Origin of the sequence: Paraburkholderia humisilvae (genome assembly GCF_902859855.1) — a bacterium.
Taxonomy (GTDB): domain Bacteria; phylum Pseudomonadota; class Gammaproteobacteria; order Burkholderiales; family Burkholderiaceae; genus Paraburkholderia; species Paraburkholderia humisilvae.
In genome coordinates this window covers 1-12,930 of sequence record NZ_CADIKH010000018.1, presented here as the reverse complement: position 1 = coordinate 12,930, position 12,930 = coordinate 1, and the positions used below count along the sequence as shown (strand labels likewise).

Genomic DNA, 12,930 nt, shown 5'->3' with positions numbered 1-12,930 from the left:
ATTACCACGGAACCCGCGTCATCTGACCGCTCGGCACGCGCCGAACAGGCGGCGAATGCGGGGCCGCCCACGCGTTGCGCACAATCCGCGAAAGGGGCGCAAAATAAGGCGTAGACGGCCGTCGGCCGAACCTATTTGTTAGAATGCGTCACCCATTCGGAGAATCATCATGAAGCCGCTCCTTTCCGTCGCCGCCGCGCTGGCCTTCGCCGTGTCCGGCGCCGCGCTCGCGGCGCAGCCGGCTGCCGACCAGCAGGCTCCCGCGCAGCAGCCGGCCCCCGCGACCATGTCCGCGAACGAGCGGGCGGGCCTGCCGGATCTGGACGCGATCAACCGTCCGGCGGCGGAAGTCAGCTCGAAGGTCGAGATCAACGTGCCGCGCACGCCGAGCTTCTATGAACGCAGCGGCAACGGCACCGAGATCACGGAGTTCCGCGACCGCGGCAAGCCTGTCGAGATCGACGTCCGTTCGAACTTCGGCACGCGCTACCAGATGAGCGCGTCGCCCGATACGTCGCCGCAAGTCCACGACAGCGCTCGCCCGACCACGCGCCTGCCGTCCGTGAACCTGCACTACTGAACGAATGATGCGCGGGGCGCGGCGGGCGCCGGCGGTTCCAGTTGACCGGCACGCCGCTCAGGGAACACCTCAGGTACACCCTCAGGTACACCCTCAGGCACCCCGCAGGCGCCACGCACGGATTTGCGTCACGCAGCACCCGCACCCAGCTTGTCATCCCCAACCACGCTACTGGCGGCCAGACGGCGCCAGCCGACCAACCCGACCGATGTTTCCCGCATGGCCGTCTTCACTGCTGTCACCGAAGCCCAACTCGCGCAATGGCTGCGTCATTACGATCTCGGCGAGGTCGTCGAATTTCGCGGCATCACGTCCGGCATTGAAAACAGCAATTTCTTTCTGACCACGACACGTGGCGAATACGTCCTTACGATCTTCGAAAAACTGACCGCCCATCAGTTGCCGTTCTATCTGGATCTGATGCGGCATCTGGCCGCGCATCGGGTGCCGGTGCCGGACCCGGTGCCGCGCGACGACGGCGCACTGTTCGGCATGCTGCACGGCAAGCCGACGGCCATTGTCACCAAACTGGAAGGCGCGCCGCAGCTAGCACCCGGCGTCGAGCATTGCGTCGAAGTCGGTCAAATGCTCGCACGCATGCACCTCGCGGGCCGCGACTTTGCGCACCGTCAGCCGAATCTGCGCAGCCTGCCGTGGTGGGAAGAAACCGTGCCGACGCTGCTGCCGTTTGTCGACGACGCACAGCGTTCCCTGCTGAGCAGCGAACTCGCGCATCAGCACGCGTTCTTCACGTCCGCCGACTACGCGGCCATGCCCGGCGGCCCATGCCACTGCGACCTGTTCCGCGATAACGCGCTGTTCGCGCATGCGGCGCCCGGTACCGGGCATCAGGTGCGTCTCGGCGGCTTCTTCGATTTCTATTTCGCCGGCTGTGACAAATGGCTGTTCGATGTCGCGGTCACCGTCAACGACTGGTGTGTCGATCTGCCGACCGGGCGCCTCGACGACGCGCGCGTCGAAGCGCTGCTGCGCGCGTACCAGACCGTCCGCCCGTTCACGGCCGAGGAAAATCGCCACTGGGGCGATATGCTTCGTGCGGGCGCGTACCGTTTCTGGGTCTCGCGCCTGTATGATTTCCATTTACCGCGCGCGGCCGAACTGCTGACGCCGCACGACCCCGGCCATTTCGAGCGCATTCTTCGCGAGCGCCTGCAGGGCGTCACACTCCCTGGTATTCAACCCTCATGCAACTGATCGAAGTCCCCGCGAAGACCGGCTATATATGGTTCCGGCAGGGCATCTGGCTGTTCCGCAAGAACCCGCTCGCGTTCCTGACGCTGTTCTTCGCGTACCTGCTCGCGATGACGCTGATCTCGCTCGTCCCGGTGATCGGCGGGGTACTGCCGCTCGCGTTGATTCCGGGTGTCGCGGTCGGCTTTATGGCCGCTTGCCGCGACACGATTGCCGGCAAGCCGGTGTTTCCCACCATCCTCGTCGACGGCTTCCGCTCGTATGGCGCGACGGTCGCGAGGCGCCTGCTACTGTTGGGCGGTCTCTATATCGTGGCGATGGCGCTCGTGCTGGCCGGCTCCGCGCTTGCCGACGGCGGCGTGCTACTGCGCCTGATGCTGAACGGCGAATCGATGCAGCAGGAAACGCTCGCGAACAGCAACCTGCCGTTCGCTATCCTGACCGCGCTCGCGTTCTACGTGCCAGTCGCGATGCTGTTCTGGTTCTCGCCGGTACTGTCCGCGTGGCACGACGTGCCGCCGGTCAAGGCGATGTTCTTCAGCGTCGTCAGCTGCTGGCGCAATCGCGGCGCATTCGTCGTGTATGGCGCACTGTGGTTTGCTGTCGCGATCACCGTGTCGCTCGGGTTGTCGGCGCTGCTGCAGGCGCTCGGCGCCGGCGATCTCGCGCTGATCGTGCTGATGCCGGCATCGATCATCGTCACGACTATGCTCTATTGTTCCTTCTACGCAACTTATCGCGGCTGCTTCGGCGTGCCGGGGCCGGAGCAACCCGCGCCGCCCACGGCCTGATCGCGGCGCTCGGCCTGCGGGCGGGCTGTGCCGCCGCAGGTTGCCTCGCTGCAAATCCACCGACGTTTGCCGGCGCCTGCGTGCAGCGCCCGTACCGTGGGTCGGCTCGCCAGCGCGATGCAATTGCGGGACAATGATTTGCACGCGATCGATTCGCGCGCGCTTCTATTCTCGGCGAGAGCATCATGACCCCGCGCCCTGTCTTACCTCTTACACTCGACGAACAGTTGTGTTTCGCGCTGTACTCGACATCGCTGGCGATGACGAAGGCCTACAAGCCGTTGCTCGACAGGCTCGGTCTCACCTATCCGCAATATCTCGCGATGCTGGTGCTGTGGGAGCGCGACGACATGACGGTCAAGGACATCGCGGCGCGCCTGAATCTCGATTCGGCGACGCTCACGCCGTTGCTCAAGCGCCTCGAAGCACAGGGTTACATCGCGCGCACGCGCGGCATCGACGATGAGCGGCTGGTCTACATCCGCCTGACAAAAGCCGGCACATCACTCAAGCGCGCCGCGCGTGACGTGCCCACTGAAATTGCCAGTGCGACCCAGCAAACGCCCGAATTCCTCGTGCGCCTGCGCGAACACCTGACGCGGCTGCGCGGCACGCTCGACGAGCATCTTGAAGGCCGTTGAAGGTCGACATGACCCAGGCGCGCGAACTCGACGCTTACTTCGACAACGGTCTCGTCTGGTTCCGCCGCGACCTGCGCACCGGCGACCATGCCGCGCTCTACTACGCGCTGAAGCACTGCGGGCGCGTCTGGTGTGTGTTCGTATGCGATACGACGATCCTGCAGCCGCTGATCGATCGCGCGCATACCCAGCATCCGGGTCGCAAGCCACAAGACCGGCGCATCGAATTCATCCTCGCTTCGCTCGCCGAACTGGATCGTTCGTTGCGCGATGGGGGCGGTGGGTTGATCGTCGCGCATGGCGATCCGCGCGAACTCATTCCGCGGCTGGCGGACCAGTTGAAGATCGACGCGGTTTTCACGAATCACGACTACGAGCCGTCCGCGATCGAGCGCGATGAGGCCGTCGCTAAGAACCTGCACGGCGCGCGGCGCGAGCTGATCACGTTCAAGGACCAGGTGATATTCGAGCGCGACGAAGTGCTGACGGCGCAACACAAACCATTCACGGTTTTCACCCCGTACCGCAACGCGTGGCTCAAGCAGCTCACACCGTTCGACCTGAAGCCCTATCCGGTCGAGCGATACGCCGCGAGTCTGTCGAAGCCGCCAGCGCATCTCGACCCTGGCCTGCCGCCGCTTAGCCGGTTGGGCTTCACACCCAGCGATCCCGGCGACCTGAACTTGCCCCCTGGCATGAGCGGCGCACAACAATTGCTCGAAGACTTTCTGAGCCGTATCGACCGCTACGCCGAACGACGTGATTTTCCGGCCGACGCCGGGCCGAGCTACCTGTCCGTGCATCTGCGCTTCGGCACCGTATCGATTCGCACACTGGCGCGTCTCGCACACGCGTTATCGCTGCAACCCGACGGCACCGGCGCGGCGACGTGGTTGACCGAACTCATCTGGCGCGACTTCTATTTCATGATCCTTGCGCATCATCCACGCGTAGCGAGCGGGGCACCGTTCACGGCTGAGTTCGACAGGATTCGCTGGGCACGCGGCCGCGATGCGGACGTGGCCTTTGCCGCGTGGTGCGAGGGACGAACCGGCTATCCGCTGGTGGATGCGGCGATGTTGCAGATCAACAGTACCGGCTATATGCATAACCGTCTGCGCATGGTCGCCGCGAGCTTTCTGGTGAAGGATCTCGGCGTCGACTGGCGGCTCGGCGAGCGCTATTTCGCCGATCTGCTGAACGACTTCGATTTCGCCGCGAACAACGGCAATTGGCAGTGGGCGGCATCGACTGGTTGCGACGCGCAACCGTGGTTCCGTGTCTTCAATCCGGTCACGCAGTCGGAGAAGTTCGACCCGCAAGGGCGCTTTATCAAGCGCTACCTGCCGCAATTGCAGAAGGTGCCGTCGAAATGGATTCACGCGCCGTGGCTCGCCACCGAGGAGCAACTGGCGGCTTGGGGCGTGGTCCTGGGAGAAAACTACCCGCGGCCCATCGTGGACCACGCACACGCAAGGCAATTGACGCTTGCGCGATTTGGGATGCCGATGCCCGGGCTCGGCGCCCGAGCTGGCGTACACCGCACGCGTATCAAAGCCCGCTAAGCGCCGCGCTGCCGAAACGACGGCGAACGGCCCGCGAACGGCGGATCAAGCTGGGGCCGATCAAGGGAGGCCAATCAATCCGGCCGATCACGCGCCGACCGCGCGACCTGCACCGCGCGCTCAAATCACGCGCTTAATGCTGGCTCATCCACGACGGTTGACGGCGCTGCGCTTCGCGATCGAGCTTGCGCATGCGGAATTCGAGATCGTACAGATCGGTCGCTTCCGCGAGATAAGCGTCATAGCGCTCTTTGGCGATATCGTCGGAAGACTTCGTCAGGAACAGGAAAAGGCGGCTCAGCAGGTACATAGTTCAACCCCTATATTTAGCGCTAAGGGATTACCCTTAGTTGTTGCATTGCATTATAGGGAAAACCCTAGCCGAGCGCCAGCTTTTCATTAAAGAGAACCGACTAGCCACACATCAGCGCGAAGCGGCCTTGCCGACCACCTCCGGCGCCGGGTTGCGACGCTGGTATCTGAAAAACTCCCACAGCAGGCTGCTCGCGTCCGGTCCGTTCGATGAATGGAACGGCACCGCGTCGTCGCCGCCGCTCCACGCGTGGCCGAGCCCCTGCACGCGACACAGGCGCACGACACGCCGACCGCCACGAACATAATCGCGCGTCACCACCGCCGCCCTGCGCTCTTCTTTCATATCGCCTGCTTTGCGCGCCCCGCTCGCGTCGACCAGCCCGTTGAGCCGCAAAAACTGGGTAGCCAGTTGATCAGCATTGACCGGCGCGACGACGCGGTCGCCCTCGCCTTGCAAGATGATCGCCGGCATGCCGGGGTACGCATCGATGTCAGCGGCGCGGTCGACCAGCGCGACCGGGTCCTGGCGTGTGCCACGCCGCATCACATCCATCGCGGAGATGCCCGAATGCGCTTCGCCAAACGCTGGACCTGAATGCAATGCGACGGCTGCAAAGCGCTCCGGATAGCGCAGCGCGATCAGCGACGCGAGACCCGCACCCGCTGACAAGCCCGCGACGTACACACGCTCCGCGTCGAAACCGTACTCGTCGACGAGCGCATCGACGAGCGACACCACGGCGCGAGCCTCCGCGCCGCCGGCACTATCGGAATCGTCGTACCAGTGCCAGCAACGGTGCGCATGCGCGTGCTTCGACTGCTCCGGATAGACGACCGCAAAGCCGTAGCGGTCGGCCAGCAGGTTCATCCGCGTGCCTTCCGCAAACTCGTCGATGGTCTGTTTGCAGCCGTGCAGCATCACGACCAGCGGCGCGCCGCGTTGCGGCTTGCCGGCCGGCAGGTAAAGGCCGTATTGCAGATGATTGACGAGGCGGCCCGGCGCCGCCGGCGCCGAGTGAAACGAGCGCGTCCACGTGCCGCTCGCCCACGCGGCCGCGCGCGGGCGCACGCGGGATTCACGCATGCCCGGATGCTGCGCGTCGCGCGCGGTCTTGCGCACCTTGACGGGAGGCCGCGTCGATACCGGCCGGCCCGGCCGGGCTGGCGTGCGTTTCAACGTTGCGCGCGCATGCTCTTTCTGGATGGCGATCAACCGTTTCAGGCCGCCGAGCCATATTTTTGTCAGACTTTTTGCCATGAACTCCTCGCAAAAAGGGATCGGTGTCTGCCTAGATGAGGCCACTTGTGCATTGCACAATAACATCAATCCCGCTGCGATGCTGTCGGCGAAACAGGTGTCTGATCCGTTTAACCGAACATGAGTGGGCCGCGAGGCGGCAGCAATCCGCAAGCGAACGTGGTAGACGCGCCTGGCGCCGTACATACCGGGCGATTCGGCGCTTTTATACTTATAAAATACGTGCCTCGCCTCAGCCCAACGGCCGGTTCCACACGCCTGCGGCCCAGAGTCTGTTCAAGCGCATTTCACCCGATTTTGTTGCATTTTTGCCATGTCCGACCTGCCACTCCATTTCTGGTACATGACCAGCAGCCTCGGCGGCGTTAGCGTGACGCTGCCGTTGACGCTGGCAATCGCGCTCTGGCTGGCGGTCGGCTATTCTTCGCGTCTCGCGTTCGGGTGGGTGGCGTTGATCGCCTGCTCGGCGTCGATTGTGATTCTCACGAAGCTCGCGTTCGTCGGCTGGGGCATCGGCGTGCGCGACTGGGACTTCACCGGACTAAGCGGCCACGCGATGATGTCGACCGCGATCTACCCGGTCGCGTTTTTTCTCGTGCTGCTGCCGACGCGGACGGCCATCCGCGTCGCCGGTATCGTGGTGGGATTTTGCGTCGGCATCGCGATCAGCTTTTCGCGCGTGATGGTCGAAGCGCACTCGCCGTCAGAGGCGATCTTCGGCTGCGTGATGGGCGCGGCCACCGCGCTCCTGTTCATTCGCATGGCGTGGCACACCACGCACAGCCGCAATCCGCTATCGATCTTGCCGGTGATGATGAGTCTCATCGTGCTGATCGCCGCGTTCCACAACATTCATATCCCGACGCACCGCTGGGTCGAGCACATCGCGCTGAAGGTGTCCGGACACACGCGACCCTTCGTCCGCGCGCGCTGGAAGTCCTCGCATCACCACAGTCAGGTGATCAGCGCGCCGCTCTCGCACACGCATGACGCCATCGCGCCACCGCGAATCACGTCTGTTTGAGCGTCGCTTTGCCCGAAGGAAGTGGCGACGGCAGCTACGCGCGGCACACCTCCTGACGCCTACGATACCGGTGGACGCGAAACGTCGCGCAGCGCGGCCTCATCCGGTCACACCGAGAATCACACTCGATGCCTTGAACGCGGCCACCACCGGCTGTCCTTGCGCGAGGCCAAGCTGGTCGACGCTCTCATTCGTAATGACCGCGGTCACCACCGTGGTCGCGTCGAGCGCCACCGACACCTCCGCGTTCACCGCCCCGCGCGTCACCGCTGACACCGTGCCGCGCAACTGGTTGCGCGCGGACAGTTGCACCGGCCCGCGGCCGTCATCGACCAGCAGAATCACCCACGATGCCTTCACGAGCGCAAACGCGGCAACGCCTTCGGTGAGCCCGAGCGTCTCGGTGCTTTCATGCGTCAGTACGGCAACGATGATCTGGCCGCCCGGCAACGCGAGCGACACCTCGTCGTTCACGGTGCCGCGCAAGATCGACGCCACCTTTCCGTATAGCTGATTGCGCGCGCTCGTCTTCATGCCGATTCGGCCGATCATCGCCCAGTCGCCCGCGAACCCCTCAATCGCCGCGCCCGCGCGTTCGAGGAACTTGCGATGCTCGCGTTCGACTGCGCGAAACGTGTCGATCAGGCTCAAAGCGCGACGCGTGAGCGTCGTGCCGCCGCCGCCCTTACCGCCCGTCGAACGTTCGACGAGCGGCTCGCCCGCGAGGTTGTTCATCGTATCGATCGCATCCCACGCAGCCTTGTAGCTCATGCCGACCGCCTTCGCCGCACCGGTGATCGAGCCGGTTTCATGAATCGCGGCGAGCAGCGCGATGCGCGAGGCGCCGCCGAGCGTCCGTTCGCCGGACTTGAACCATACTGAGCCGGCGAGTTCCAGCGGTTCGCGAGCCGCTTCATCTGGGGACTGGGTCATGGTTGTGAATGCAACTACTTGAAGAGAGTCGACGCATTATAGCGGCGGGACCTGGCATTCAGCCCGCGCCGCCGCTCGCAATCTTCGGCTTGTGCAGATCGCCGAGCAGGCGCTCGCCCTCCTTCGCGGTGGCGCGCTTGAGCGCCTCGCACCAGCCTCGCGCGAAGCCAAGCTGATACGGCGGCACATCCAATTGCTCGAGAAAATGCAGCGCGACGACCGCGTCATTGCCATCGCCGAGCACGCTTTGCACCCGCGATAACGTCCTGACCACATCACGGCGCGTCTTGTGCGAAACGATCGGTTCGAGAAACTCGAGCGTATAGCGCAGCCGCTTCGCCTGAATGCGAACCCGATGGCGCGTCGCGGCATCGAGCGCGGTCAGTTTTGTTTCGCGGGTCATGCGGGCGTAGTGTTTCGCGATGCGCTTTTTTGCATAGCCGCGCAGCGAGCGGCCGCGTACCGCCTCGGGTGTGCCGCGCACCGTGAGATCGCTCATCCATTCCAGCCAGGCGAGCACGAGTTCCGCATAAGCGGGCGAGCGCAGCGCCTGTTGAATCTGGGCGCGCGCGCCGGCGCGCCGCTGGTCAGCCGCGGCGCGCGTCGCATTCCAGGCGGCTGCATCGACATCCGCTTGTGCGAGGTCGGGCAGCGTCGAATCGGTGAAGACATCCCAGTCGCGCGCCTCCCCTAGCAGGTCGCTCAGCCATTTGAGACGCGGCGCGACACGCAGGGTCCATACGCCGTCGACCCACGCGGGAAAAATCTTTATCACCGTTTTCAAGCGGCGCTGCGCGACCCGCATCTGATGAATGAATTCGACGTCGGGCGCATCGCGCACCGCCGCTTCGTTGCCGAACCATTGGTCAGCGATGTTGCGTTCGATCGCACGCAGCGCCCGATGCGGTGTGCGCGCGCCGTCGAGATCGATGGGCTGCGCGCGCACCGGTGCGTTGTCGCGTGCGACATCGACACGGCATACGCGGTCGATCGCATCGGCTAGCACCGGAAAAGCCGGCAATGCGGTAACCAGTTCGTGGGCGACCGCGAAGAGCGCCGCCAGCGCCGATTCGGCGGTCTGCGCCGGGCGCGCGATTGAAGCGGCTTCGCGCTCGGCATTGTCTTCAGATCCGCATGGTGCGCTAACGGCGTCGGCGGTCAATTCCGCTTCGTTGTCCTCGTCATCCGGCCATTGTGTCGTGATGCGAAGTTCGCGCAGCGTGAGAGACGGATCGGTGTCCGGACGGTTGCAGTACACGATCGCCAGCGCGACGTCGACGTCCACGCCTTGCGCCGTTTGTCGCCGCCATTCAATGCGGCGGCCAGTCTCCACCGTCGCGACCGTCGTCAGTTCGCCGGCCTCCGCCAGTAGATCCACGAACGCGGCAGGTGCGTTGCCGAATGCGGCATCTAGCGGCGCATCTGGCTCGAGCGCCACATCGCATACGACGCTGCAAATCGTCACGCCCGGCGCGTGTGGTTCCCGCTGCGACGCCATCGCGCGCCGTCCGCCTTCCGACGTTTCGGTGGTCACGCGCCAGCCGGCATCCGCAAGTTTGCGCTCGGCGTCGAAGCTAACCAGCTGGCGAGGCGCGGCGTCATCGCGGACGCGCTCGAAGCCAGGCAGCGCCTCAAGTGTTTCGGCGAGCGCGCTGTCGATTCGCTCGGGCAATTGCCCCTGTTGGTCGAGCCACACGAGAACCGTCGGCTCCGGAAGATTCAGCACGATTTCCAGCACACGAACCATGGACACTCCGAACGTGGCGAATGGTGAGGACGGCCGCGAATGCCGCGTCCGGCGTCCGCCCTTGGTGCGTCATCGATAGTACACGCGCAGCGCGACGGCCGTCATGCCGCATTGCACGTCCGTATTCTGACAAACAGCGTACGCCAGACATAGAATGATTTTCGGTCAATCGAGCGATGTGCTTGACGTACGTTAAGTTCAACCGGCCAACCCCCATTTTGGAGGAGACAATATTTATGCAAATCGATCTTTCCGGCAAAACCGCGGTCATCAGCGGATCGACTTCGGGCATCGGCCTCGCGATCGCGACGGGCATCGCGATGTCCGGCGCCGACACGGTGATCAATGGCCGTAATCAGCGCACCGTCGACGAGGCACTCGACACCATCCGCGGTCACGCGGGAGGTGCGACAGTGCGCGGTGTGGTCGCGGACCTCGGCACCCTGATCGGCTGCGAAGCGCTGAAGAAGGCTGTGCCGGACGCGGATATCGTGGTGAACAACCTTGGCGTGTATGGCCCGAGCGATATCTTCGCCACTGGTGACGACGAGTGGGAGCGGTACTTCCAGGTTAACGTGATGTCGGGCGTGCGTATGACGCGTGCGTATCTGAGGGGGATGATGGAGCGCCGCTGGGGACGCGTGGTGTTCGTTTCATCGGAATCGGCGCTAAACATTCCGGTGAACATGCTTGCATATGGGTTTACGAAGACCGCGCAGTTGTCTATCGCGCGTGGCGTCGCGAAGTACGCGGCGGCGAGCGGCGTGACCGTGAATGCGGTGCTGCCCGGTCCGACGCTGACCGACGGCGTGCGCGACATGCTGAAAGAGACCGCGCAAAAGGAGCACAAGCCGATCGAGCAGGCCGCCGACGAATTCGTGGTCGCCCACCGTGCGACGTCGATCATTCGACGCGCGGCGACGCCGGAAGAGGTCGCGAATATGGTCGTGTATATCTGTTCGCCGCAGGCTTCCGCCACGACTGGTGCGGCGTTGCGGGTGGATGGAGGTGTCGTTGACACGATTGCGTGAGGGCGAGGTTGCCGGTTGCGGTTGCGGCAGCGGGTGGTGGGCGGGCCTGCTGCCGGGAGGTGCTCGATGGAGCGTCTTGCGAAAATCGATCGAATACTTGCGGGACCCCGTGGACGCGTGGGAGTTCAGCCAGTGTCGGCCGTTGGCAAGCGCCTTCTCCTAGACGTTCGTACGTTGTGTTCGCCTGGATAACAGACCTTCACAAGCCGTTCTTTCCATTGTGTCTCGGTCTGCTGCAGCGAGTCGCGCCGTACTATATGATCGTATCGGCGGCAGCTTTGCACACGAAAGCGTCCTGATCGCCCGTGCCGCCGCTACAGCCGATAGCGCCAACAAGCTTTCCTCCTTCCACGAGCGGAAATCCTCCCGGCGACGCGACCAGCCCCGCGTCTAGCGTGCTCACGTATGCATGCCCGGTCTCGAACTGGTTGTAGAAGACCCGGGTTTCGCGACGAAATCGCGCCGACGTGCGCGCTTTGTTCTGCGATATCGCAATCGACGCGTACTGTGCGCCGTCCATTCGTTCGAACGCGAGCAGGTCGCCATGCGTGTCGACAACAGCGATGTTCATTTTCCAGTCGTGCTTCTTCGCTTCGGCTTCTGCAATCGCGAGCAGCCTCTTCGCCGTGTCCAAGCCAATTGCAGTGCCGTAGGGAATGTCGAATGGCATCTTGTCGGGCGTCCCGCCCGCGGGGGGTTGTGAGGCTGGGGTTTGCGCCGTCGCAGCGGTGGCCACGACGAGGCAGGCTATGCATGCGATCTGGAGGAGGTTTTGCATCGCACCATCTCCTGTTGGGTGGCCGAAGGCTCGCTGTAGCGGGAGCGCTTTTCACGGCGGTCCGCCTGGTTGCCAACATAACGTGAGGAGGGGCGGTACGCCAGTGGCATTTGCTCGTCACAAGCGCAAGCGAAATGCGTACCGTCCTTAAGCTTGCCGCTTCCGTCGACGACGTTGAATTCTGCTTCGGATGCGTGTGAACGGCTGCCCCAGGTTGACTTCCGCCAATCATATTGGATGGACAGTAGCCGGCCAGTTTCAGCCGTTCGACACCGACGCTCAGATCGTTGACAATCGACCGACGAACCCGCGTGCACCAGCAATGACTGTTCGCCTCCCAGTCATTGCGCGTCAATGCGCCCCTGCAGGAACCGAAGTAGTCGACTAGTAACTGCAGGAGCGGCTCGTCTTCAACCGCTTAGGCTGAACGGGCTAGCTTGACGCCCGTGTGATTGCTTCGGGATTCAAATCGAAGCCGGCAGCCCGCAGCCGGTCGACTAGTTTCGGTACGACTTCCTTTACGTGATCGTTGAAGGAAATATAGAGAATGCCTTGGGCATCGGACGGAATTTCGAGATGTTGTTTTTTTAGAATCGCGACGTTCTTGCGTCCCACCGCTGAAATAAGCATACCCATTTCCAGCACCACATTCTGTCGAGCGCGCGGCTGCGCCTCCTTCTCGCCAGCGTTCTTTGAATAACCGATATCGTCAGGCGTCAGCAGCACAATGCCAAATTTTGCTGCCTTGTCGTGAGGAGCCACTCGACCGATGCACGAAGATTGGCGACAATCGTCCCGCCAACCATCATCGGAGTTTAGATGGGTCAATATATTTGCGTGTGGGCCTAAGTCCATCAGTCCATCCGCAATCGAATGCAATAGAAACTATGCCTATCACGCTGCGATTAATGTCTATCGCCGAACTTCAGGCCATTGCGAATGCCACTCAGTCTGACGGGATTGAGGTAGGCACGGAAGCCGATGGACTGCCTCCGCCTTTCGTTGCGATGCGTTCTTTGGACCATATTCAGGCCGGCAAGCCGGCAGACTGGTGC

At 63.4% G+C, this 12,930-nt stretch carries 13 protein-coding genes; 7 read left to right on the top strand and 6 right to left on the bottom strand.

The genetic code is table 11. The annotated features are described in order from the left end of the window. The first annotated feature begins 169 nt into the window (after window positions 1-169). The 5 genes from HV796_RS19785 (at window position 170) to HV796_RS19765 (ending at window position 4,789) form a co-directional block, all read left to right on the top strand. A complete protein-coding gene (locus tag HV796_RS19785) occupies window positions 170-580 on the top strand; it encodes a hypothetical protein (protein WP_175228197.1) in 411 nt (136 codons plus the stop codon). A gap of 219 nt (window positions 581-799) precedes the next feature. Continuing rightward, on the top strand, window positions 800-1,795 hold the full coding sequence (locus HV796_RS19780) for a homoserine kinase (protein ID WP_175228322.1): 996 nt from the start codon (window positions 800-802) through the stop codon (window positions 1,793-1,795). Next, window positions 1,786-2,583 (top strand): BPSS1780 family membrane protein, encoded by a 798-nt coding sequence (locus HV796_RS19775; protein WP_175228196.1) that lies wholly within the window; start codon window positions 1,786-1,788, stop codon window positions 2,581-2,583. The genes HV796_RS19780 and HV796_RS19775 overlap by 10 nt, the downstream gene beginning before the upstream one ends. A gap of 185 nt (window positions 2,584-2,768) precedes the next feature. Beyond that, the gene (locus tag HV796_RS19770) at window positions 2,769-3,224 is read left to right on the top strand and encodes a MarR family winged helix-turn-helix transcriptional regulator (protein WP_175228195.1); all 456 of its coding nucleotides are present in this window, start codon (window positions 2,769-2,771) and stop codon (window positions 3,222-3,224) included. A gap of 8 nt (window positions 3,225-3,232) precedes the next feature. Then, entirely contained in the window at window positions 3,233-4,789 is a 1,557-nt protein-coding gene (locus tag HV796_RS19765; protein WP_175228194.1) for a cryptochrome/photolyase family protein, read from the top strand. A 133-nt stretch (window positions 4,790-4,922) separates the two neighbouring features. Here the strand turns inward: HV796_RS19765 and HV796_RS19760 are convergent, their stop codons facing one another. Further along, the gene (locus HV796_RS19760) at window positions 4,923-5,099 is read right to left on the bottom strand and encodes a DUF3563 family protein (RefSeq protein ID WP_175228193.1); all 177 of its coding nucleotides are present in this window, start codon (window positions 5,097-5,099) and stop codon (window positions 4,923-4,925) included. Window positions 5,100-5,213: 114 nt separating this feature from the next. After that, on the bottom strand, window positions 5,214-6,362 hold the full coding sequence (locus tag HV796_RS19755; RefSeq protein ID WP_175228192.1) for an extracellular catalytic domain type 1 short-chain-length polyhydroxyalkanoate depolymerase: 1,149 nt from the start codon (window positions 6,360-6,362) through the stop codon (window positions 5,214-5,216). A gap of 313 nt (window positions 6,363-6,675) precedes the next feature. Here HV796_RS19755 and HV796_RS19750 point away from each other — a divergent pair, with 313 nt between their 5' ends. Continuing rightward, a complete protein-coding gene (locus HV796_RS19750; RefSeq protein WP_175228191.1) occupies window positions 6,676-7,386 on the top strand; it encodes a phosphatase PAP2 family protein in 711 nt (236 codons plus the stop codon). A gap of 99 nt (window positions 7,387-7,485) precedes the next feature. On the opposite strand, the gene HV796_RS19745 is transcribed toward HV796_RS19750, so the two are convergent. Both HV796_RS19745 and HV796_RS19740 read right to left on the bottom strand, forming a co-directional pair. Further along, window positions 7,486-8,319 carry a TOBE domain-containing protein gene (locus HV796_RS19745; protein WP_175228190.1) on the bottom strand — a complete coding sequence of 278 codons (834 nt, stop codon included), beginning with the start codon at window positions 8,317-8,319 and terminating at the stop codon, window positions 7,486-7,488. 58 nt (window positions 8,320-8,377) lie between these two features. Beyond that, entirely contained in the window at window positions 8,378-10,066 is a 1,689-nt protein-coding gene (locus HV796_RS19740) for a CHAD domain-containing protein (protein ID WP_175228189.1), read from the bottom strand. A 236-nt stretch (window positions 10,067-10,302) separates the two neighbouring features. On the opposite strand from HV796_RS19740, the gene HV796_RS19735 reads away from it, so the two are divergent. Further along, window positions 10,303-11,097: an SDR family NAD(P)-dependent oxidoreductase gene (locus tag HV796_RS19735; RefSeq protein WP_175228188.1), complete on the top strand. Its 795-nt coding sequence runs from the start codon at window positions 10,303-10,305 to the stop codon at window positions 11,095-11,097. A gap of 253 nt (window positions 11,098-11,350) precedes the next feature. Here HV796_RS19735 and HV796_RS19730 read toward each other — a convergent pair whose 3' ends face one another. Together HV796_RS19730 and HV796_RS19725 are read right to left on the bottom strand one after the other, a co-directional pair. Continuing rightward, the gene (locus HV796_RS19730) at window positions 11,351-11,875 is read right to left on the bottom strand and encodes a GlcG/HbpS family heme-binding protein (protein WP_175228187.1); all 525 of its coding nucleotides are present in this window, start codon (window positions 11,873-11,875) and stop codon (window positions 11,351-11,353) included. A 432-nt stretch (window positions 11,876-12,307) separates the two neighbouring features. Then, window positions 12,308-12,730 (bottom strand): TIR domain-containing protein, encoded by a 423-nt coding sequence (locus HV796_RS19725; RefSeq protein ID WP_175228186.1) that lies wholly within the window; start codon window positions 12,728-12,730, stop codon window positions 12,308-12,310. Between the last annotated feature and the right edge of the window lie 200 nt (window positions 12,731-12,930).